Origin of the sequence: Nocardioides sp. NBC_00163 (assembly GCF_045206295.1) — a bacterium.
In the GTDB taxonomy this organism is placed as follows: Bacteria; Actinomycetota; Actinomycetes; order Propionibacteriales; family Nocardioidaceae; genus Nocardioides.
Genome location: NZ_CP108155.1, coordinates 4,250,475 through 4,271,021, shown reverse-complemented (window position 1 = coordinate 4,271,021; position 20,547 = coordinate 4,250,475). Strand labels below are relative to the sequence as shown.

Below are 20,547 nucleotides of genomic sequence, written 5' to 3'. Positions count from 1 at the left end.
TGCGTACGGCTTTCTCTGTGCTTAGAAGCGCTGAGCAAGGCGACCTCCGAAGAATCCCTGGGGGCGGAACATGAGGGTGGCGAAGAGGGCGAGGTAGAAGACCGTCTGCGCCCAGGTGGTGCCCATCGGGATCTGCAGCAGGCTCTGGGTCACGCCGAGGACCATCGCCGCAACCGCGGCGCCGGGGATGCTGCCGAGGCCGCCGATCACGATGATCGCCATCAACGGTCCGATCCAGTGCCAGTGCAGCGAGGGATAGATGGTGGCGTCGAGCGCCAGCGCGGTGCCACCGACCGCCGCGGTCGCCAGACCGAGCCCGAAGCCGAAGCCGGCGATCCGGTCGGTGTCGATGCCGAGCAGCTGGGCGGCCTCACGGTGCTGGATCGTGGCGCGCAGCGCCTGGCCGAAGCGGGTCTTCTTGAGCAGCAGGAAGAGCGCCAGGAGCGAGACCACGGCCAGCCCGAAGGCGACCAGCTTGACCACCGCGATCCGTGCTCCCCACAGCTCCAGGCTCGCGCTGGAGTAGTCGAGCTGGATCCGCCGCTGGGTTCCGGAGAAGAGGTATCCGAGGCCGCCCTCGATGACCAGCGCGATCGCGAAGGTCAGCAGCACCGACATCATGGTCAGCGTCGCCGGCCGCAGCCGGGAGAGCAGCGCCCGCTGCATCCCATAGCCGGCCGCGAAGAAGAGCGGCACGGTGATGACCAGCGAGAGCAGCGGGTCGAGTCCGGTCTGCGTGGTGAAGAACCAGGCCAGGTACGCAGCCAGGATCAGGAACGCGGAGTGGGCGATCATCACGACCCGCATGACACCGAAGTAGAGCGTCAGGCCGGCGGCGAGCAGGGCATAGAGGCCCCCGAGCAGCAGCCCCAGGATCAGGCTCTGCAGAAGGAGTGGTCCTGACATCGACTCACCACGCCGGCTTCGGGTAGATGAACTCGGCCTCGGCCTGGTCCTCGGGCAGGACGATCTTGATCTCGCCGTCCACCCACTGCTGGATCATGTGGGCGCTCTGCGGGCGGCCCTTGTCGTCCCAGCTCAGCGGCCCGACGACGGTCTCGACCTCGTTCTCGTGCAGCCAGTCGATCAGCTTGGACTGGCAGTCGGGGTCGGGCTCGGCGCACTCGACCGCCTCGACCGCTGCCGCGACGACCTGACCCGTGGTCCAGGCGTTGGCCTCGTCCTCACCGGGCGCCTCGCCGTGCTTCTCCTCGTAGAACTTCACGAACTCCTGGTTCTCGGGGTAGTCCGCCTTCGTGGTGTAGCCGGTCGGCGCGATGATGCCCTGCGTCTTGTCGCCGATCGCCTCGGCGAACTCGGTCTCGGTCGGCGCGGTCGAGAACGCGGCCAGCTTGGGCTGGTAGTTGAGCTGCTGCAGCGCGACGATCAGGTTGACGCCGTCCTGGTACTGGCTGCCACCCACGACCATGTCGGCCTTGCTGTCGGCGATCTTGGCGGCGATGCCGCTGAAGTCGGTCGTGTTGGGCGGGTAGACCTCGTCCGCGACGGTCTTGACGCCACCCTCCTCCAGCGCGTCCTTGAGGCCGTAGGCGGTGCCCTGGGCGAACGGGTCGTCCATGGAGGCGTACGCCGCGGTCTTGGGCCGCTCGCTCTCCGGCATCGCCAGGATGTGCTCGGCGAGGAGCTTGTAGTGGTCGTTCGCGACGGCGGGGGCGGCGTAGAAGAGGTTGTCGAAGCCCTCCTCGAAGACCTCGGGCGCCGCACCGGCAGGCTCGACGAAGAGGAAGCCGTAGTCCTGGGCGACCTGGGCGGCCGGGATCACCAGGCGGGTCGAGAACGGCCCGACGACGAGGTCGACCTGCTCCTGGTTGATCAGCTTCTCGTAGTCGGCGGCGACACGCTCGGCGCTGGACTGGTCGTCGAGCATCTCCAGTCGTACGTCGCGGCCGAGCAGGCCGCCGTTGGCGTTGACGTATTCGGCCCAGGCCTCGTATCCGCGCTGGATGCCCTTGCCGGGCTCGCTGAAGTCGCCGGTCAGGGGCAGCGAGATGCCGATCACGATCTCGTCGTCGCTGCCTCCTTCCTCGGCGGCGCCACAGGCGGCGAGGGTGGAGGCGAGAGTCACGGCCGCCGCGGCAGCCAGGGTTGCTCTGGACCGCTTGCTCGCGGTGGGGATCTTCGTGAAGCGCATCTGCGGGTCTCCTCTACGAAAGCGCTTACGTAAGCGTTTACGATGACGTTACCCACTCTCGCTTACTGTGGCAAGAGTCACATTCCTGACGACAAGGGGCATCGATGGTCCGAACCAACAGCTCCCCCCGCCTGATCGACGTCGCGCATGCATCCGGCGTGTCGATCGCAACCGCCTCCCGCGCGCTCTCCGGAACCCCCGGTGTCAGCGACTCGGTGGCCGAGAAGGTCCGCCAGGCGGCACGCGAGCTCGGCTATGTCGCCAATCTCCATGCCCGCTCGCTCGCCAGCGGATCGACGGCCACAATCGGGCTCGTCGTGCACGAGATCGGCGACCCCTACTTCTCCGAGATCGCCAGCGGCGTGCTCAGCCTCGCCGCCGAACACGGGCGCACCGTCCAGATCTGCCACACCGGCCGCGACCCCGAGGCCGAGGTCGAGCAGGTACGCAGCCTGGTGGCCAACCGCGTCGGCGCGATCCTGATCGCAGGGTCGGGCTTCGTGGACGCCTCGGTCGAGGCGCCGATGCGCTTCGAGGTGCAGCGTTACGCGGAGGCAGGCGGCCGGGTCGCCGTCGTCGGCCGACACCACCTCGGGGTCGACAGCGTACTGCCCGACAACCGCCCCGGCGGCCGCGCCGTCGCCGAGCACATCCTCGGCCTGGGCCACCGGCGCATCGTGGTCGTCTCGGGCACCCTGGAGCTGACCACCGTCGCCGACCGGCTCGAGGGAGTGCGCGACGCGCTCGAGGCGGCGGGGCTCGACGCCCGCGACGTACCCGTCCTCGAGGGGCCGTTCACCCGCGAGGGCGGTCGCGAGTGCATCCGCCGGATGCTCGCCGACCACCCGCGTACGACCGCTGTCATCGCCCTCAACGACGACATGGCCATCGGGTGCCTCTCCCAGCTGCGCAGCTCCGGTGTCTCGGTGCCCGGCCAGGTCTCGGTCAGCGGGTTCGACGACGTCGCCGTCGCCCAGGACCTCTCCCCCGGACTCACCACCGTCCGCCTGCCGATGGCCGAGATGGGCGCCCGAGCGCTGACGCTGGCGTTGAAGGAGCCCGGCTCACGCGCCCGGCGGCAGCGGGTCCCCGCCGAGCTCGTGGTGCGCGACTCGACCGGGCCCGCCGCTCGGTAGACCCGCGGTCTAGGGTTCTTCGAGTGAAGGATCTTCGAGTACCACCGGGCCCTGGGCTGCCCGAAGGTCTCGTCATCCCCGACACCGAGCTGGTCGAACGCTTCTCCCGCTCCCCCGGCCCCGGCGGGCAGTCGGTCAACACCACCGACTCCCGCGTCGAGCTCTCCTGGGACCCGGCCGTGTCATCCGCCCTCGACGAACGCCAGCTCGCCCGCCTCCTGGCCCGCTCCTCGGGGCCGCTCCTCGTCGTCTCCCACGAGCAGCGCTCCCAGCATCGCAACCGCATCGCCGCACGCGAGCGACTGGCCCTCCGCATCCGCGAGCTCCTCGCCCCGCCACCTCCCACCCGCCGCCCCACCAAGCCCACCCGTGGCTCCAAGGAGCGCCGCCTCGACGCCAAGCGCCAGCGCGGCCAGACCAAACAGCTCCGCGGCCGCGTCCAAGACTGACCTCGCGAGCCGTCACCCCCGTCGGCCGAAGCGTCGTCTAGGTCAGCCGAGGCGTCACGTGGGTAGGCCGAGGCGTCACTTACGTCGGGCGAGATGTCACCAAGGACATCTCGATTCGCCGGAGCGACGCTTCGCGCGACGTACACGACGCCTCGCCCGACCGGGGTGACGCCTCGCCCGACGTACGCGCCATCTCGGCGTCAGGCGGGGTCGGGGTCGGTGGCCAGCCGGGCGTGGGTCTCGGTGTCGTAGCGGACGCCGTCGTAGAGCAGCTTCTGGCGTTCGCGGCCCTCGACGAGGAAGCCTGCCGCGGTGGCGACACGGCACGACCCGGGGTTGTCGATCCGGTGGCCGGTCTCGAGGCGGAAGAGGTCGAGCTCGTCGAAGCAGTGCCTGGCCAGCAGCTGCAGGCCGGCGCTGCCGACACCTCGCCCGCGGTGCTTCTCGAGGGTCCAGTAGGAGATCCAGCCGATGCTGTGGGCCCGCATCTGCGTGGTGACCCGCATCTGCCCGAGGATGTCGGCGCCGTCGACGACCGCGAAGGTGTAGGCCCGGTCGGCGACCGCGTCCTCAGCCCACCCGGCGATCAGCCGCTTCGCATCCTCGATGGTGGCCACGTCCTCCGGCCGCTCGGTCTCCATCCCAGCGCCGGCGTACGCAGCGAGCAGGACCGCCGCATCCGACTCCTCCCACTCGCGGAGCCGAAACCCGTCGTTCCTCATAAGGCACACGATAGCCACCAGCCAGTCGTGCACGATCGGTGCACCGACACCGCCAACTCGAATGCACCAATCGTGCACATGCACGATCCAGGCATCGGCGAGCACTGCTTGGGTGCACAGATCGTTCACGGCTGCTAGCGCACCACCGGGAAGTGGGGACGCCAGGCATCCGAGAGATGCTTCGGCACTCCGGGTTCACCTCGTTCCAGCAACACCCTGTGGATCCTCTCCAGAGTCAGGTCGGGTCGACGGTAGATGCCTTTCGCTACGACGGTCAGGATGCGCCAGCCGTCATCGTCGGCCTCCTCACGTCGCTCGAGGTCACGCTCCCACTGCTCAGCAGCGTGTTGTTGGCCGTCGTACTCGACCACTGTCTTCGACGCCGCGTACACCAGATCATGCTCCCGCTTGAGCATGCCGTCTCCGGTGCCGACGAGGGCGTTGATGCGTGGTTCGGGGAGTCCCGCGAGCACGATCAACATGCGAAGGCGAGTCTCCATCGGGGAGCGCACGTTCTCGCGTACGTAGCCCGCAGCCGTGGCAGCAACGCGCGAGCCGGGCAGGACGCCGGCCGCCGCGAAATCGGCCAACGTCGACGCAGTCACGCCACGGTGACGGCGTACGAGGTGGTCGCCCGCGACTACGAGGTCGACCAGGCTCACCTGACTCGCGAGCTCGGTGAAGAGCTGGTCAGGTGAGGAGACACCGATGCCGTCGAAGACCACCGCTCGCGGCTTCCGCATCACGTGGCAGACGATGCCAGGATGCGTACGCCGGTGGGCCGCGGCCGTCACCGTCACATGCTCGTCGGGCAGCGTCGGGATCGGCACCTCGTAGACCCGAGCCGCAGACGCGTGACTGGCGAAGCCATTGCCCCGGAACGGCACCAAGGCGGCTCGGACCCGCTGCAACGGCGTCAGCGGGGCATCAGTTGAGACGTACACACCGCTGAAGAGGCGGGTGAAACGCGGCCCACGCAACGTGCTCGGCTTGATCTTCGCCTTCGCGGCATCTGCTCGCGAGAACGGTCGCGACGCGTCCAGGACGAATGCCTCGTCCTCATCGGTGGGATCCCCCATGAAGGCATCATTCGCCACCGATGCAGTGCACCCGCCGACACCGGCGCGGTGCACCGATCGGTCACAGAGTCGACTGGATGCCGGCGAGGAGCTGGCGGGCCATGACGATCCGCTGGACCTGGTTGGTGCCCTCGTAGATCTGGGTGATCTTGGCGTCGCGCATCATCCGCTCGACCGGGTAGTCGCGGGTGAAGCCGTAGCCACCCAACAGCTGGACAGCGTCGGTGGTGACCTGCATCGCGACATCGCTCGCGAACGCCTTGGCGGCGGCACCGAAGAAGGTCAGGTCCTTGTCGCCGCGCTCGGAACGACCGGCGGCGGCGTAGGTGAGCTGGCGGGCGGCCTCGATCTTCATGCCCATGTCAGCGACCATGAACTCCAGGCCCTGGAACTCCGCGATCGGCTTGCCGAACTGCTTGCGCTCCTTGATGTAGCCCAGCGCGTAGTCCAGCGCACCCTGCGCGACACCGACGGCCTGGGCCGCGATGGTGATGCGAGTGTGGTCGAGGGTCTGCATGGCGTAGGTGAAGCCCATACCCTCCTCACCGATGAGCCGGTCGGCAGGGATGCGTACGTTGTCGAAGTAGACCTCGCGCGTCGGCGAGCCCTTGATGCCGAGCTTCTTCTCCGGGGCGCCGAAGGACACACCCTCATCCGACTTCTCCACCACGAACGCGGAGATCCCCTTGGAGCGCTTCTCCGGGTCGGTCACCGCCAACACCGTGTAGTACTCCGAGACACCCGCGTTGGTGATCCAGCGCTTCACGCCGTTGAGCACCCAGAAGTCGCCGTCGCGTACGGCCCGGGTCTTCTGGTTGGCCGCATCCGAGCCCGCATCGGGCTCGGAGAGACAGTAGGAGAAGTTGCCCTCACCAGCGGCGAGCTTGCCGAGGTACTTCTTCTTCAGCTCCTCCGAGCCACCGATCTGCACCGGCAGCGAGCCGAGCTTGTTCACCGCGGGAATCAGCGAGGCCGAGACGTCCGCACGAGCGATCTCCTCGATGACCAGAACGGTCGCGAGGGCGTCGGCACCGACACCGCCGTACGCCTCCGGCACGTGCGGCGCGAAGAACTCCGTCTCGACCAACGCGTCGTGGGCCTCCTGCGGATAGCGAGCCTCCTCGTCGACCGCAGCAGCGGCCGGCGCGATCTTCGCGTCACAGATCTCGCGGATGGCCTTGCGGATCTCCTGGTGCTCCTCGGAGAGGGCGAACAACGGGTACTCGGCACTCATGTCCCGGAGTCTATGCCTGTTTGCTACTCGCCAGTAAGTCGCCGCTACGTCGGCGGGTCACGGAATCCTCCGAGCCAGGTTGTTGTTGTGCGCTACATGACCTCGGCATGGCTTGACCAGGACACCATCGACAAGCTCCTCGACGACTCCGAGACGTGGGCCATCGTCGGCCTCTCGGGCGACCCGTGGCGAACCGCCTACTCGATCGCGCAGGAGCTCCAGCAGCACGGGAAGCGGATCATCCCGATCCACCCGGGGGCCGCGGCAGAGGGCAAGGAGGTGCTCGGCGAGAAGGTCTACGCGACCCTGGCCGACGCCGCCGCGGCCGTCGGGAAGATCGACGTCGTCGACGTCTTCCGCCGCTCCGAGGCCGCCGGCCAGTTCGCCGACGAGGCCGTGGCGATCGGCGCCGGCGGGGTCTGGTTCCAGATGGGCGTGGTCGACGAGTCGGCCTTCGAGCGCACCACCGCGGCCGGCGTACCCATGGTCATGGACACGTGCCCCAGCAAGATCTGGTTCCAGCGCGCCAGGTCCGACGCACAGGCGTAAGGGCTAGGGCTCGAACGTCATCGTCCGCAGGTGCTCGTAGATCACCGAGGTCTCCACGTCGGCGATCTCGGCTCGCGAGGTGAGCCGGTCGATCACGAACGCGTAGAGCGCGTCGTTGTCGGCGACCGCGACGTGGACGATGAAGTCCATCCGGCCGGAGGTGACGAAGACGCCGATGGCCTCCGGGAGCGCGCCGACCCAGTCGCGGAAGGACTCGATGTTGGCGCGCGAGGGCGGTCGGATCCGCACGGCGACGAGCGCCTGCACGCCCCGGTCGATCTGGCGCAGGTCGAGATCGAGGTACGCCCCGCGGATGAGCCCGCGGCGCTGCATCGCCCGCGCGCGGTCGTGCACGGTGGTCGCCGAGACGCCGACTTCGGCGGCGATGTCCCGAAGGCTCCGCCGTGCATCCATCGTCCAGGCAGCCAGAATCTGACGGTCGACTTCGTCCATGCACGCCAGATTAACCGATCCTCCCGACAATGACCGGTGTGATTGCACTCAGTCCTGACATTCTCAAGACTTGTCCTCGAATCAGTTGGCGAATGACAGGAGTCAGAGTGATGAGCACAGACGTCGAAGAAGCCAGGATCGGGTTCGCCCCGGACGAGATCGACCAGTCCGCGAGCACGCGGGACGTGCCCTTGAAGTGGGTGGTCGTCGTCGATCAGGCTCTTCCCGCCGGACGCGCGGTGAACGCGGCCGTCTGCGTCGCGGGCGCGACCACGCAGCGTACGGTCGGCCTCCTCGGGGAGGACGCGGTCGATGCCGACGACTCGGCACACCCGGGCCTGCCCTGGATCGGCTGTACGGTCCTGGGCGCCCCGGCCCAGCGGCTGACCGACCTGCGGCGTCAGGCGGTCGCCCAGCCCGGGGTCGCGGTGATCGACATGCCCACCCAGGCGCAGCACACGAGGGTCTACGACGACTACCTGTACGCCGTCGGGAACAGTCGCAGCGCCGACGTGTCCTACTACGCGGTCAGCCTCTTCGGCCCCCGCCGGATCATCGACAAGCTGGTCAAGGGGCTCTCGCTCCTGCCCTGAAACTCAGGAGGTGGCGTTGCGGACGACCTCGCCCTTGGCGGCCGCCAGCTCGGCGAGTGACTTCTCGTACTCCACCAGCTTCTGCTGGAGCTCGGGGTCGGCGACGCCGAGGATGCGGGCGGCGAGGATGCCGGCGTTCTTGGCGTTGCCGATGGCGACGGTGGCCACCGGGATGCCGCCGGGCATCTGGACGATCGACATCAGCGAGTCGAGTCCGTCGAGGTACTTCAGCGGCACGGGGACGCCGATCACCGGGAGCGGCGTGACCGAGGCGAGCATGCCGGGAAGCGCTGCTGCACCGCCGGCGCCGGCGATGATCACCGAGAGGCCGCGACCAGCAGCCTCGCGGCCGTAGTCGAGCATCTCCTGCGGCATCCGGTGGGCCGACTTCACATCGGCCTCCCACTCGATCCCGAACTCATCGAGAAGCTCCGCCGCCGCCTTCATCGTCGGCCAGTCGGAGTCGGACCCCATCACGATCCCCACGCGCGCACTCATGAGGACAGGCTATGCGCCGACCGAGCTGCCTCGCGTCACCGGGCCGACCTCTGTCCGTCATCTACATGTCGGTGCTGCCCGCTAGGGTCATCCGACGCCGTCCTGTACGCCCCCACGACCCCACAAAGGCAGATGGATCCAGCTACCAGCACCGACGTCGTCGTCAGCGCGCGACCGAACCCGACCGCAGTCGAGCGGTTCACCGGGCTGACCAAGGCGGAGCGCAAGGCGCTGCCGTCCCGGGTGCGGCAGGTCGCGTCCTGGTCCCGGCAGGCGGCGTCGGCGACCCGCGCACGGGCTGAGATCGAGCAGGAGGCGGCGGAGGCCGTAGACCACTACCGGGCGAGCGCGGCCGAGCTGAAGCGCGCGGCGCAGGTGGCCTGGCGCAGCATCGCCCTGGACCGGAGCGACGGGCCGCGCCTGGCCGCGATCGCGCGGCGTCACGCGCTCGAGCCGGTCGAGGAGACCACCCAGGAGCTCGTCGACTCGCTCGCCGACGCCGCGGACGTCGTGACGCAGGCCAAGAAGGCTTCCGGGGCGCGTCGTCTGCTGGTGCGCAGGAGCCGCCGCGAGGAGGCCGAGCTGGCGGGGAGACAGGTCCTCGATCTGCACCAGCGCGCGAGCGAGATCCAGGCGCCGGCGCGGCTCGACGAGCTCAACAGGCTCCCGTCCCGGCGCCGGGTACGGATCCGCGAGGCGCTGCTGCCGAGCGTCGGTCTCCTGGAGGCGCTCTCCGACCTCGGCTCCGAGGCGGTGCTGGCTCCGCGCAAGGGCGTCATCGTGCTGCGCAACGAGGGCGAGGCCCTCAACGAGGCCAGGCGCTCCGAGGAGCCCGCGCGTCGAGCCGCGACCGACGCCGCCAACGCGGTCCGGAGCGCGGACACGGACACGGCGGTCAGGTCGCTGCCGGTCGACGAGCTCGCTGATCTCGTACGCGTCGAACCCCTCCTCGAGGCCGGGATCCATACCGTCCACGAGGTCATCCATCCCGCCTCTGACCTGCGACAACTCCCCGGGGTCGGCCCGGCCACCGCGATGCGGATGCAGGAGGCGGCGCAGGCGTTGTGGCAGCGCACCTACGACGAGATGCCGCTCGCGATCGACCACGAGCGCCGCACCCCGGCGGCCACCAGGCTGCTCGCGCGGCTGGCGGAGTGGGAGGCCGGGCGGCGTACGAAGGACGCGGGGGCGGAGCTCGCCCTGGTCCAGTCGCTGCGGCCGCTGACCCGGTCGCTCGACAGCGGCGCGAGGTTCCATCTGATCCTGGCCAACGCGGCCAGCCTCGACGACTTCCAGGGCGCGCTACGGGCGATCGCCCATCGTGCCGAGATGGCCCGCCGGGTGCGCCCGGGCAACCGCCCCGGCGACCCGTGGGAGGACTTCGAGAAGCGGCCGGCCGACTACTACGCGATGCTCTCCGAGCTCGGCTTCCTCACCGAGGACGAGGACAAGATCCACGGTGACCTGTCGGCCGAGATCATCGAGGCGGTGCGGGCGCAGGAGCTGCGCACGAACAACCTGACCGCGTCGCTGCGCGGCTACCAGCACTTCGGCGTCCGCTTCGCGCTGGTGCAGATGAAGGTGATCATCGGCGACGAGATGGGGCTCGGCAAGACGCTCCAGTCGCTGGCCGTGCTCGCTCATCTGCACGCGATGGGCGCGTCCCACACGCTGGTCGTCTGCCCCGCTGCCGTGGTCACCAACTGGGTGCGCGAGACCGACTCGAAGACGACCCTGATCCCCCACCGTCTCCACGGCAACCGCCGCCTGAAGGCCGCCAAGATCTGGGTCGAGCAGGGCGGCGTCGCGGTGACCACTTACGAGACACTCAACGCGATCCAGCCGTTCCTCGACCATGTCAAGGTCGCCTGCGTCGTGGTCGACGAGGCACACATGATCAAGTCGCCTCGCACCCAGCGCACCGAACGCGTACGCCGAGTGTTGGACGCCTGCGAGCGCGCCATCCTGCTCACCGGCACGCCGATGGAGAACCGTATCGACGAGTTCCGCAACCTGGTCTCCTATCTCCGCCCCGACCTGCTGCTCTCCGCCGACGAGTTCAACCCCCACCGGTTCCGCAAGCAGGTCGCCCCGGTCTACCTGCGCCGCAACCAGGAGGACGTACTCACCGAGCTGCCCGACCTCGTCGAGGTCGAGGACTGGCTGCCCCTGTCCGTGGCCGACGAGAGGGCGTACGCCGAGTGCGTCCGCGACGGCAACTTCATGGCCATGCGGCAGGCCGCGATGCTTCAGGGCACCTCGTCGGCGAAGGTCGAGCGGCTGGTCGAGATCGTCGGCGAGGCCGAGGAGAACGGCCGCCGCGTCATCGTGTTCTCCCACTTCAGGAAGGTCCTCGACGACCTGGTCACGCTCCTGCCGGGCGAGGTCTTCGGCCCGCTCACCGGGTCGGTCCCCGCCGAGGAGCGCCAGCAGATGGTCGACGAGTTCTCCGCGGCCGGGCACGGTGCCGTGCTGATCACCCAGATCGTCGCCGGCGGCGTCGGCCTCAACATCCAGTCGGCCAGCGTCGTCGTCATCTGCGAGCCCCAGCTCAAACCGACCATCGAGTGGCAGGCCATCGCCCGCGCCCGCCGGATGGGCCAGCTCCAGTCCGTCCAGGTCCACCGCCTGCTCTCGGAGATCGGAGTCGACCAGCGCATCCACGACATCCTCGCCGCCAAGGCCGAGCTCTTCGACGACTTCGCCCGGGTCAGCGCCACCGCCGCCAGCAGCCCCGAAGCGTACGAGACCTCGCACCCCGAGGATCCCTCCACCACCCTCGCCGCCGAAGCCTCCGACGCCGAGATCGCTCGCGACGTCGTCGCCACCGAACGCCAGCGTCTAGGCGTCTGACCTCGTCCAACCCCGCCGAGGCGTCAGCCCCGTCTGCTGAGACGTCACTTGCGCAGGTCGAAACGTCACTTACGCAGGCCGAGTCGGCAGCGGCGTGACAACTCGACCGACCTAACTGACGTCTCGTCCGGCGCAGGTGACTTCTCGGTCAGTCGGAGTCGTTGCCGAGGTCTCCCTGGAACCAGTCGGCGGCGTGACGGGCGCGCTCGAGGCAGTCGTCGAGGTCGTCGCCGTAGACGTTGACGTGGCCGACCTTGCGCCCCGGGCGCATCTCCTTGCCGTAGAGGTGGACGCGGAGGTGGGGGTCGCGGGCCATGGCGTGGGGGAAGCCGTCGTAGAGGCGGCCGACGTTCTCCCGGGTCGAGCCGAGGATGTTGACCATCACCGACCACTTCGCGCGGGGCGCGGGAGAGCCCAGGGGCAGGTCCATGACCGCGCGCAGGTGGTTCTCGAACTGCGAGGTGACGGCGCCGTCCTGGGTCCAGTGGCCGGTGTTATGGGGGCGCATGGCGAGCTCGTTGACGAGCAGCCGGCCGTCGACGGTCTCGAACATCTCGACCGCCAGGATGCCGACGACGCCGAGCTCACCCGCGATGCGCAGCGCGATCTGCTCCCCCTGGACGGCGAGCTCGGGCGAGAGGTCGTGCGCCGGAGCGATGACCTCCTTGCAGACGCCGTTCTCCTGGTAGGTGTGCACGACCGGGTACGCAGCGGCCTGGCCGCTCGGCGAACGGGCGACGATCGCGGAGAGCTCCCGGCGGAAGTCGACGAGCTCCTCGGCCAGGACCTGGACACCCGCCTCCTCGGCGACACGAAGCGGCTCGGCGACATCGGCGACGTCGCGTACGACCCAGACGCCCTTGCCGTCATATCCACCGCGGGTGGTCTTGAGGACGCACGGGAAGCCGAACGCCTCGACCTCGGTCGTGGACGACACGATGGCGTTGCGCGGGCACGGGATGCCGAGCTCGGTCAGCCGAGCGCGCATGACGCCCTTGTCCTGGGCGTGCACGAGCGCGTCCGGACCGGGGCGGACCGCGACGCCGCCGGCCTCGAGCGCGTGCAGGTGCTCGGTCGGGACGTGCTCGTGGTCGAAGGTGACCACCTCACAGCCCTCGGTGGCCTTCTTCAGCGTGTCCAGGTCGCGGTAGTCGCCGACCAGCTGGTCGGGGATGACCTGAGCGGCCGAGACACCCTCGCCCTCGGCGAGAAGCCGGAGCGGGAGGCCGAGCGCGATTGCAGGCTGAGCCATCATGCGGGCCAGCTGGCCGCCGCCGATGATCGCAAGGGTCGGTGCGAGGGTCACGACGACAGAATAAGGAAACTGCCCCGCCGGGGCCGATTTCGCGGATCCCCCTCACGCAATCCGCGAAACCCGACCCCCGGCAGGTGAACGAAGGTCAGGCCTTCTCGAAGCGCAGGCCCTTGCCGCGCAGGGTGGTGATCAGATGGGGCTTCCGGGGGTCGTCGCCCAGCTTGCGACGCACCCATCCCAGGTGTACGTCGATGGTCTTCGACGAGGTGTAGAAGGTCGCGTTCCACACGTCCCTCATCAACTCGTCACGGGAGACGACGTTGCCAGCCCTCTTGATCAGGGCGTGGACCAGGTCGAACTCCTTGCGAGAGAGCGTCAGCTCCTCATCGTTCCGCCATGCTCGCCGGGTCTCCGGGTCGAGCTTGATCTCCTGTACCTCGATCATGAGACCGACATTAAAGAGGTAAAGAGCCCTTGGCAAAGGATTGCACGATATTGCCACTGACATCTTCATGCCAGAGTGCAACGAATTGGGCATGACAAACGTGCGCCCCCGAATGGCGCACTCAACCATGCCCACGAAGGCATGGTCAGGTAAAGCAGTCAGCACTCGGCGTTGATCGACTGTTAACTACAACGGAATGTGAACAAATCCGCGAAACCGCAGGTCAACAGCGCCCTTGAAGGTCACGATTCAGACACGGCGGACGGCGACGGGCTCCACGATCCCGAAGCCTCGCACCGGTCGAGCGGCCAGTCGCCGGGTCTCGAACTCGTCCTCGGGCATCGTCCCGGCGGTCGCCTCGTCGACGATGATCCGGTTCCGGCGGGCGACGGCGGTCAGCCGCGCGGCCATGTTCACGGGCGGTCCGAAGACATCGCCGAGACGCGAGACGACGTTGCCGGAGGCGAGCCCGACACGTACGTCCGGCATCCGCGGGTCCCGGCCGATCACGTTGATGATCCCCTCGGCGGTGCCGTACGCCTGGAGCGGGTCGTCGTTGACGAAGAGCACCGAGTCGCCGAGCGACTTGATGATCCGGCCGCCCCAGGTCGCCACCACGTCGGCACACCGCGACTCGAAGAGCTCGACCAGGTCACCGATCTTCTCCTCGGTCAGCGTGTTCGACAGCGCGGTGAACGAGACGATGTCGGCGAACCCGACCGTCTGCCAGACCGTGCCCAGCTGCTCCTCGGGACCGGCGACCGAGGCCTCGGCCCGCGCGAGCGCGGCGCGCGTGTGCCGGCGCCAGGCGAAGATCATCATCTCCTCGAACGCGCTCTCGAACTGCTCGGAGACCGAGACGGTCGCCTTCAGCAGCTCGGCGGGAGTCCGGTCGTCCTCGTTCTGGGTCTCGACGTGGTGCAGCAGCGCGGAGACCTCGTAGTCGGACAGCCGCGCCATCGACTGCCCGATGCCGCGGGTCAGGTTGACGACCAGGTCGAAGCTGACCAGCCCGTTGCCGGCGATCTCGTTGGCCTTGGCCAGGGCCTGCACGTCCGCCTCGTCGAAGAAGGCCTCGTCGTCCTTGATCTCCGGGAACCCGAGCGCACGCCACAGGCGCTTCGCCTGGTCCAGGCTCACGCCGGCCTTCTCGGCGACCTCCGCCGAGGTCAGGTTGACGGGCTGCTTCGATTTCGCCACGAACAGATCATGCCATCCGGCTCGTCACGACCGCCCGTTACGACCGCGGACGGAGCCGGGCGTGGATGACGTCGCCCGCACCGACCACCCGAGAGCCCTCGTCGGTCGCGATGACCAAGCGGCCGAAGTCGTCGATCTCGGTGGCCACGCCCTCCCAGACGTCCCCGCCCGGCAGCTCGGCGCGTACCTGCTCACCGACGGTCACCGACAGCTCCCGGTAGCGGCGAGCCAGCTCGGCGGCGTCCGAACCCCAGATCTCGTACGCAGCCCCCAGCTCCTCCAGCAGCGCGGCAAGCATCTCGGTGCGGTCGACGGGCGCACCGCTCTCCAGCTCCAGCGAGGTGGCGGTCTCGATCGGCAGCTCCTCGCGCGTCAGCGAGGTGTTGAGCCCGAACCCGATCACGGCGGCCGCGCCCTCGGGTCCTTCGATCCGCTCGATCAGGATCCCGCAGACCTTGCGACCCTCGATGAGTACGTCGTTGGGCCACTTCAGCCCGGCTGCGTACCCCTTGTTCCGCAGCACCGATGCGACCGCGACACCGGTCATCAACGGCAGCCACGGCCACCGCTCGACCGGGATCGAGGGCGAGGGCCGCAGCAGCGCGGAGACGGTCAGCGCCGAGCGCGCCGGGGTGGTCCACCCTCGGTCGAGGCGCCCCCGGCCGGCGGTCTGGTGCTCGGTGGTGATCACCAGGCCCGGCGTCTCGCCAGAGCGCGCACGCTCGGCCAGTACGGCATTGGTCGAGGGCGTCTCGTCGAGAATCTCGACGCGCCACCCGCCCGGCAACGCATCGAGCTGGGAACGGTCAAGTGACGGGCGTCGCATCGCGAAAGGTGGCACGGGATTAGATTGGCCCTCGCACTGCACGAAGTCCAAAGGAGCAACGTGAGCGCCGAACCCACTCCTCAGCCAGAGATCGATCTGCACACGACTGCCGGGAAGCTGGCCGAGCTGGAGCGTCGTCTCGACGAGGCCGTCCATGCTGGTTCTGCCAAGGCGGTGGAGAAGCAGCATGCGAAGGGACGTCAGACCGCGCGGGAGCGGATCGAGATGCTGCTCGATGAGGGCTCTTTCCAGGAGGTCGACGAGCTGGCCCGGCACCGTTCGGTCGCGTTCGGGCTGGAGAAGAACCGGCCCTTCGGCGACGGGGTGGTCACCGGGTACGGCACCATCGAGGGCCGCCAGGTGTGTGTGTTCTCTCAGGACTTCACCGTCTTCGGTGGCTCCCTGGGTGAGGTCTACGGCGAGAAGATCACCAAGATCATGGACCTGGCGATCAAGACCGGTTCCCCGCTGATCGGGATCAACGAGGGCGCCGGCGCCCGGATCCAGGAAGGCGTCGTGTCCCTGGGCCTGTATGGGGAGATCTTCAAACGCAACGTGCACGCCTCTGGGGTGATCCCGCAGATCAGCCTGATCATGGGCAACTGCGCCGGCGGCCACGTCTACTCCCCCGCGGTCACCGACTTCACCATCATGGTCGACAAGACGTCCGGCATGTTCATCACCGGCCCTGATGTGATCAAGACCGTCACCGGTGAGGACATCACCATGGAAGAGCTCGGCGGCGCCCTGGCCCACAACTCCAAGTCCGGGGTGGCCCACTACATGGGTGCCGACGAGCAAGATGCGATCGAGTACGTCAAAGCGCTGCTCTCCTACCTGCCGTCGAACAACATGGAAGAGCCCCCCGCCTACGAGGAGACCGCGGATCTGGAGATCTCCGAGCTGGACCGGGAGCTGGACACCTTCATCCCCGATGGCGGGAACCAGCCCTACGACATGCACGAGGTGATCTCCCATGTTGTTGATGAGGAGGAGTTCCTCGAGGTCCAGCCGTTGTGGGCGCCCAACATCATCATCGGCTATGCCCGGATCGAGGGCCGCCCGGTCGGGATCGTGGCCAACCAGCCGATGCAGTTCGCCGGCTGCCTCGACATCGACGCCTCCGAGAAGGCCGCCCGCTTCGTGCGGACCTGCGACGCCTTCAACGTCCCGGTGATCACCTTCGTCGACGTACCCGGGTTCTTGCCCGGCACCGACCAAGAACACAACGGCATCATTCGCCGCGGCGCGAAACTGATCTATGCCTACGCCGAGGCCACCGTCCCGCTGGTCACCATCATCACCCGCAAGGCCTACGGCGGCGCCTATGACGTGATGGGCTCCAAACACCTCGGCGCCGACATCAACCTGGCCTGGCCCACCGCCCAGATCGCGGTCATGGGCGCCCAAGGCGCCGCCAACATCATCCACCGCCGCACCCTGGCCGACCTGGAAGCCTCCGGCGCCAGCACCGACGAGGTCGAAGCCAAACGCGCCCAGCTGATCGATGAGTACGAGACCACCCTGGCCAACCCCTACATCGCCGCCGAACGCGGCTACATCGACGCGGTCATCCCGCCCCACGAGACCCGCGCCGAGGTCACCCGCGCGCTGCGTCTGCTGCGCACCAAACGCGAGACCCTGCCCGCCAAGAAGCACGGGAACATCCCGCTGTGACCACGCCCGAGAACCCGACCAACGACCCGAAGGCTGAGCAGAGGCCCCTGCTCAAGGTCATCGACCAGCACGCCACCCCCGAAGACATCGCCGCGATCGTGGCCGTCTTCGCAGCCCTGGGATCGGCGAGCGAGGCACCCAAGAAGAAGGGGCGCTCGCTGTGGGCCACCCCGCAGCTGCGTACCCCGCTCCACCCCGGCCCCGGCGCCTGGCGCGCCAGCGGCCTGCCTCGCTGACGAGGACCGCAATGTAATGATCGCTCCGTGATCACGTTCTCTCGGCGATATCTCCTGGTCACCCTGGCATGGCTGGTGACCCGGGGATGGGTGGTGATCCTCTACGGCTTCCCGGCCGCGGCGGAGGGCTCGTTCTCCTGGTGGGGCGCGGAGTGGGGCGTGGTGGGCGACGTGAACTACTACCGCGACAGCCTCGACGCACTGGCTACAGACGGGGTCGCGGGGACGCTGGTCGAGTATCCGGTGCCGGCGCTGCTGCTGCTCTGGATCCCGTACGCCGCGATCGGCCTGCTCCACCTGGGCGGCGAGGCGTACATCATGGCTGTGCTGGCGATGGCGGCGCTGACCGACCTGCTCTTCATGGTGCTGCTCGTCCGCAACCGCCGCGGGACGCACCCGAGGTTCGGGATCTCCGCCGCGGAGGCGTTGTGGCTGGTCGCCGTCCCGGCGCTGGGGGCGACGGCGTACGCCCGCTTCGATCTCTTCCCCGGGATCATGGTCGGCCTGGCGGTGCTCTACGCGGTCAGGAGACCGAAGGTGGCTGCGGCGTTCGCGGCCTTCGCGACCGGTGCGAAGTACTGGCCGATCCTGGTCATCCCGGCCCTCGCCGCGAACCGCGCCACCCGCCGCGGGGTCATCCTGACCGTCGCCGGCACCGGCATCGCCCTGGCCGGGCTGAGTCTTGTCCTCGGTGGCTGGGACCGGCTCTGGACACCGCTGAACTACCAGGGCGAGCGGGGTCTGCAGATCGAGTCGGTCTTCGCGACCCCGGCGATGTACGAGTGGGGCCACGGCGGTCCGGAGAGCGGCTACGCGATCGACTACACCGAGTGGAAGGCGTACGACATCAGCGGGCCGCTGGTCGAGGCGCTGCTCCTCGCGGCGACGGTCGCCTCCGTGGTCGCCGGGGCGCTCGTCATCATCTGGTGGGTACTCGCCTGGCGTCGCCTCCCCCGTGGCGCACGGACCGAGGAGACGATCGTGTGGCTGGTGCTCGCGACGGTGGCCGCGTTCCTGGTGACCAACAAGGTGCTCAGTCCGCAGTACATGCTCTGGCTGCTCCCCGCCGCCTCCGCCGGGCTGGTCCTGCTCCGCGGCCGCGCTCGCCGGCAGCTCGGGATCTGGTCGGTCGTGCTGGTCGTGGCGACGCTGCTGACCCACGAGATCTTCCCGCGGATGTACGGCTACATGCTCACCTTCAACGACATCGGCTCACCGTGGATCACCGAGGTGCTGGCCTGGCGCAACGGCCTGCTGGTGCTTCTCTTCCTGTACGCCGCGTGGCGCACTACTCGGTTGCTGGCCGCCCTCCCCGAGCGGGGGCGGCCAGCAACCGAAGATCAGGAGAGGCAGACCTTGGCGACGTCGCCCTGAGCCGAGTAGATCGTGACCGGCTCCTCGGCGAAGACCGGCCGGCAGGCCGCCGCGGTGAGCTCGTGCACGGTCACGCCGTCGTAGAACCCGTGGTCGTCGCAGTTCTCGTAGTTCACGAAGACCTCCCCGGGCTCGCCTCCGTCGCGGAAGATCCGCAGGATGACGTACGCCGTGACCGGCTGCCCGGCGGCACAGTTCTGCGGCGTGTTGGGACCGGAGCGGGCCGGCGCGCTGCGGATCGCCTCGAGGAGGCCGGCGGCGTCGGAGCCGGTGATCTCTCGCGACCCGGTCAGCGATGCCGAGGACGGCTCGTACCGGCAGATCGCGATCGAATCCGGGTCATCGCCCTCCAGCGGCGAGGTCGCCGCGTCGGTCTTCGGCCGCACCGGGTCGCCCTCGGCCAGCGGCGAGGCGGTCTCGCAGCCGTAGGGATCCTTCGCCACGGTCCTCAGGGACCCCTTGATCTCCTGGTTGACCCGCTCGTCGCCCGGCCCGGTGAGGATCGTGGCGTACGCGTCATCCCCGACCTGGACCCGGGTCAGCAGCCAGCCCTCGTGCTCCCAGGAGCCGGTCTGGAGGCTGGCGCCCTTGCCCGGCTTCTCGATCAGGACGTAGGGCTGCCACAGTGCGAAGGGCACCTTGCCAAACTGCGGCGGGAAGTCACGGTCCTCGGTCTCGTTGCAGGCGATACTCGGCACCGGCTGGTTGGTGATGTTCGCGACGTAGGGAGTCCGCGGCACGGTGTCCCACTGGTCGCCGGGCTTCGCGATGCACTCCGGCAGCGCCGGCGCCGTGGCGTCGGCCCACTCCTCGGGCACCTGGAAGGCGATGTCGTAGCGGACCGCCCAGCGGTTCCCGTCCGCGGGTGCGGGCAGGTCGGTGCGGCCGCCGTTGTCGTAGGTGCCTTCGGGGGCCGCCGCCTCCGGCTCGGAGAGCGCCTTGGGCGCGTCGCCGGAGCGGTCCTCGGCGCCGGAGGCGTCGCTCGCGGCCGTGCTCTCGCCACCGCCGCCGGTGGGCTGCAGGTTGGCCACCACGCCACCCAGACCGACAACTGCCAGCACCGCGGCGGCAGCGGCCAGGATCCAGGGCGCCTTCCGGCGTACGGGTGCTTTCTCCTCGGCCTTCTCGGTCTCGTCGGCCAGGTCAGCCGGTCCAGACCCTTCAGAGGCCCCGGGGATCGCGAGCTCTCGCGGCTCGAAACCATCGGCCGCACGGGCCAGGGCGGCCCGGAAGGCCCGCTCCTCGCGCTCGAAGTCACTCATTGTCAACCCCCTCGTTCCCTCTCCGATCAACAGAGCCTTGCTCGTTCAACCGCTGCCTCAGCTTGGCCAGCGCCCGGTGCACATGTGAGCGGGCAGTCGCCTCGGCGCAGTCGAGCACCGTCGCTATCTGCGCGAACGACAGGTCCTCGTAGAACCGGAGGACCACCGCCGCTCGCTGGTTGGACGGGAGCGTCTGGACCAGCTCCCACGCCTCGTCCGCGTCTCGCTCCTCGGGGCCGGGCTCATGCCTGGTCGCCATCGGCTCGACGTCCTCGACCAGCACCAGCCGGCGCCGCTTGCGCCAGCCGCTGATCGACCCGTTGACGATGCTCCTCTTCACGTACGCCTCCGCCGTCCCGGACGCCGCCAGCGACTCCCACCGCGGCAGCGCACGGGCGAGGGCGTCCTGCACCAGGTCAGGAGCGTCGGAGTTGTTGCCGGTCACCAGGTAGGCGAACCGCTGCAGCGCGGGCCCCCTCGAGGCCACCCAGGCCCCGAAGTCCGGATCCCTCTCCTGCTCTTCGGCATCCACGGACACCTCCTCTGGCACGTTC

21 protein-coding genes are annotated in these 20,547 nt (G+C 68.9%); 8 read left to right on the top strand and 13 right to left on the bottom strand.

Annotation, left to right across the window (positions count from 1 at the left end; translation table 11 throughout):
- Positions 1-21: 21 nt before the first annotated feature.
- Together OG801_RS20435 and OG801_RS20430 are read right to left on the bottom strand one after the other, a co-directional pair.
- A complete protein-coding gene (locus OG801_RS20435) occupies positions 22-906 on the bottom strand; it encodes a branched-chain amino acid ABC transporter permease (protein WP_406030930.1) in 885 nt (294 codons plus the stop codon).
- Between the two features lie 4 nt (positions 907-910).
- Entirely contained in the window at positions 911-2,152 is a 1,242-nt protein-coding gene (locus OG801_RS20430) for an amino acid ABC transporter substrate-binding protein (RefSeq protein WP_406030928.1), read from the bottom strand.
- A gap of 158 nt (positions 2,153-2,310) precedes the next feature.
- On the opposite strand from OG801_RS20430, the gene OG801_RS20425 reads away from it, so the two are divergent.
- Positions 2,311-3,288: a LacI family DNA-binding transcriptional regulator gene (locus OG801_RS20425; RefSeq protein WP_406030926.1), complete on the top strand. Its 978-nt coding sequence runs from the start codon at positions 2,311-2,313 to the stop codon at positions 3,286-3,288.
- A 23-nt stretch (positions 3,289-3,311) separates the two neighbouring features.
- Positions 3,312-3,737: an alternative ribosome rescue aminoacyl-tRNA hydrolase ArfB gene (gene arfB / locus OG801_RS20420; protein WP_406030924.1), complete on the top strand. Its 426-nt coding sequence runs from the start codon at positions 3,312-3,314 to the stop codon at positions 3,735-3,737.
- Positions 3,738-3,937: 200 nt separating this feature from the next.
- On the opposite strand, the gene OG801_RS20415 is transcribed toward arfB, so the two are convergent.
- The 3 genes from OG801_RS20415 to OG801_RS20405 all read right to left on the bottom strand — a co-directional run bounded on the left by OG801_RS20415 (position 3,938) and on the right by OG801_RS20405 (position 6,772).
- Positions 3,938-4,459 carry a GNAT family N-acetyltransferase gene (locus OG801_RS20415; RefSeq protein ID WP_406030922.1) on the bottom strand — a complete coding sequence of 174 codons (522 nt, stop codon included), beginning with the start codon at positions 4,457-4,459 and terminating at the stop codon, positions 3,938-3,940.
- Between the two features lie 134 nt (positions 4,460-4,593).
- Positions 4,594-5,538, bottom strand: coding sequence for a DUF559 domain-containing protein (locus tag OG801_RS20410; protein ID WP_406030920.1), 945 nt, complete (start codon positions 5,536-5,538; stop codon positions 4,594-4,596).
- A 61-nt stretch (positions 5,539-5,599) separates the two neighbouring features.
- Complete coding sequence (locus OG801_RS20405) at positions 5,600-6,772, bottom strand: acyl-CoA dehydrogenase family protein (RefSeq protein WP_355020312.1); 1,173 nt, start codon at positions 6,770-6,772, stop codon at positions 5,600-5,602.
- Between the two features lie 96 nt (positions 6,773-6,868).
- On the opposite strand from OG801_RS20405, the gene OG801_RS20400 reads away from it, so the two are divergent.
- Positions 6,869-7,321 carry a CoA-binding protein gene (locus tag OG801_RS20400; RefSeq protein ID WP_406030917.1) on the top strand — a complete coding sequence of 151 codons (453 nt, stop codon included), beginning with the start codon at positions 6,869-6,871 and terminating at the stop codon, positions 7,319-7,321.
- Positions 7,322-7,324: 3 nt separating this feature from the next.
- Here the strand turns inward: OG801_RS20400 and OG801_RS20395 are convergent, their stop codons facing one another.
- Complete coding sequence (locus OG801_RS20395) at positions 7,325-7,774, bottom strand: Lrp/AsnC family transcriptional regulator (protein ID WP_355020311.1); 450 nt, start codon at positions 7,772-7,774, stop codon at positions 7,325-7,327.
- Positions 7,775-7,884: 110 nt separating this feature from the next.
- On the opposite strand from OG801_RS20395, the gene OG801_RS20390 reads away from it, so the two are divergent.
- Positions 7,885-8,367 (top strand): DUF2000 domain-containing protein, encoded by a 483-nt coding sequence (locus OG801_RS20390; protein WP_406030915.1) that lies wholly within the window; start codon positions 7,885-7,887, stop codon positions 8,365-8,367.
- Positions 8,368-8,370: 3 nt separating this feature from the next.
- Here the strand turns inward: OG801_RS20390 and purE are convergent, their stop codons facing one another.
- On the bottom strand, positions 8,371-8,865 hold the full coding sequence (gene purE, locus OG801_RS20385) for a 5-(carboxyamino)imidazole ribonucleotide mutase (RefSeq protein WP_406030913.1): 495 nt from the start codon (positions 8,863-8,865) through the stop codon (positions 8,371-8,373).
- Between the two features lie 132 nt (positions 8,866-8,997).
- Between purE and OG801_RS20380 the strand changes: the two genes are divergently transcribed.
- Positions 8,998-11,718, top strand: a complete 2,721-nt coding sequence (locus OG801_RS20380) for a DEAD/DEAH box helicase (RefSeq protein WP_406030911.1) — start codon at positions 8,998-9,000, stop codon at positions 11,716-11,718.
- A 148-nt stretch (positions 11,719-11,866) separates the two neighbouring features.
- On the opposite strand, the gene OG801_RS20375 is transcribed toward OG801_RS20380, so the two are convergent.
- The 4 genes from OG801_RS20375 to OG801_RS20360 form a co-directional block, all read right to left on the bottom strand.
- On the bottom strand, positions 11,867-13,024 hold the full coding sequence (locus OG801_RS20375; protein ID WP_406030907.1) for a 5-(carboxyamino)imidazole ribonucleotide synthase: 1,158 nt from the start codon (positions 13,022-13,024) through the stop codon (positions 11,867-11,869).
- Between the two features lie 94 nt (positions 13,025-13,118).
- Positions 13,119-13,418, bottom strand: a complete 300-nt coding sequence (locus OG801_RS20370) for a winged helix-turn-helix domain-containing protein (RefSeq protein WP_229788189.1) — start codon at positions 13,416-13,418, stop codon at positions 13,119-13,121.
- 249 nt (positions 13,419-13,667) lie between these two features.
- Positions 13,668-14,618 carry an adenylate/guanylate cyclase domain-containing protein gene (locus OG801_RS20365; RefSeq protein WP_355020302.1) on the bottom strand — a complete coding sequence of 317 codons (951 nt, stop codon included), beginning with the start codon at positions 14,616-14,618 and terminating at the stop codon, positions 13,668-13,670.
- Positions 14,619-14,655: 37 nt separating this feature from the next.
- Positions 14,656-15,459: a biotin--[acetyl-CoA-carboxylase] ligase gene (locus OG801_RS20360; protein WP_406030905.1), complete on the bottom strand. Its 804-nt coding sequence runs from the start codon at positions 15,457-15,459 to the stop codon at positions 14,656-14,658.
- A gap of 45 nt (positions 15,460-15,504) precedes the next feature.
- Here OG801_RS20360 and OG801_RS20355 point away from each other — a divergent pair, with 45 nt between their 5' ends.
- The 3 genes from OG801_RS20355 to OG801_RS20345 are packed head-to-tail and all read left to right on the top strand — an operon-like array spanning position 15,505 to position 18,731.
- Complete coding sequence (locus tag OG801_RS20355; protein WP_406030903.1) at positions 15,505-17,121, top strand: acyl-CoA carboxylase subunit beta; 1,617 nt, start codon at positions 15,505-15,507, stop codon at positions 17,119-17,121.
- Positions 17,118-17,357, top strand: coding sequence for an acyl-CoA carboxylase epsilon subunit (locus tag OG801_RS20350; RefSeq protein ID WP_406030901.1), 240 nt, complete (start codon positions 17,118-17,120; stop codon positions 17,355-17,357). The genes OG801_RS20355 and OG801_RS20350 overlap by 4 nt, the downstream gene beginning before the upstream one ends.
- A 27-nt stretch (positions 17,358-17,384) precedes the next feature.
- The gene (locus OG801_RS20345; protein ID WP_406030899.1) at positions 17,385-18,731 is read left to right on the top strand and encodes a glycosyltransferase 87 family protein; all 1,347 of its coding nucleotides are present in this window, start codon (positions 17,385-17,387) and stop codon (positions 18,729-18,731) included.
- On the opposite strand, the gene OG801_RS20340 is transcribed toward OG801_RS20345, so the two are convergent.
- A complete protein-coding gene (locus OG801_RS20340) occupies positions 18,698-19,993 on the bottom strand; it encodes a hypothetical protein (RefSeq protein ID WP_406030898.1) in 1,296 nt (431 codons plus the stop codon). The genes OG801_RS20345 and OG801_RS20340 overlap by 34 nt on opposite strands.
- On the bottom strand, positions 19,986-20,525 hold the full coding sequence (locus OG801_RS20335; RefSeq protein WP_355022093.1) for a SigE family RNA polymerase sigma factor: 540 nt from the start codon (positions 20,523-20,525) through the stop codon (positions 19,986-19,988). Before OG801_RS20335 ends, OG801_RS20340 begins: the two co-directional genes overlap by 8 nt.
- Positions 20,526-20,547: the final 22 nt, after the last annotated feature.

Coding starts and splice junctions, on each gene's coding strand:
- OG801_RS20380 (WP_406030911.1), top strand. CDS start 8,998: ATGGATCCAGCTACCAGCACCGACGTCGTCGTCAGCGCGCGACCGAAC.
- OG801_RS20435 (WP_406030930.1), bottom strand. CDS start 906: ATGTCAGGACCACTCCTTCTGCAGAGCCTGATCCTGGGGCTGCTGCTC.
- OG801_RS20415 (WP_406030922.1), bottom strand. CDS start 4,459: ATGAGGAACGACGGGTTTCGGCTCCGCGAGTGGGAGGAGTCGGATGCG.
- OG801_RS20340 (WP_406030898.1), bottom strand. CDS start 19,993: ATGAGTGACTTCGAGCGCGAGGAGCGGGCCTTCCGGGCCGCCCTGGCC.
- OG801_RS20400 (WP_406030917.1), top strand. CDS start 6,869: ATGACCTCGGCATGGCTTGACCAGGACACCATCGACAAGCTCCTCGAC.
- OG801_RS20405 (WP_355020312.1), bottom strand. CDS start 6,772: ATGAGTGCCGAGTACCCGTTGTTCGCCCTCTCCGAGGAGCACCAGGAG.
- OG801_RS20430 (WP_406030928.1), bottom strand. CDS start 2,152: ATGCGCTTCACGAAGATCCCCACCGCGAGCAAGCGGTCCAGAGCAACC.
- OG801_RS20395 (WP_355020311.1), bottom strand. CDS start 7,774: ATGGACGAAGTCGACCGTCAGATTCTGGCTGCCTGGACGATGGATGCA.
- purE (WP_406030913.1), bottom strand. CDS start 8,865: ATGAGTGCGCGCGTGGGGATCGTGATGGGGTCCGACTCCGACTGGCCG.
- OG801_RS20390 (WP_406030915.1), top strand. CDS start 7,885: ATGAGCACAGACGTCGAAGAAGCCAGGATCGGGTTCGCCCCGGACGAG.
- OG801_RS20410 (WP_406030920.1), bottom strand. CDS start 5,538: ATGGGGGATCCCACCGATGAGGACGAGGCATTCGTCCTGGACGCGTCG.
- OG801_RS20370 (WP_229788189.1), bottom strand. CDS start 13,418: ATGATCGAGGTACAGGAGATCAAGCTCGACCCGGAGACCCGGCGAGCA.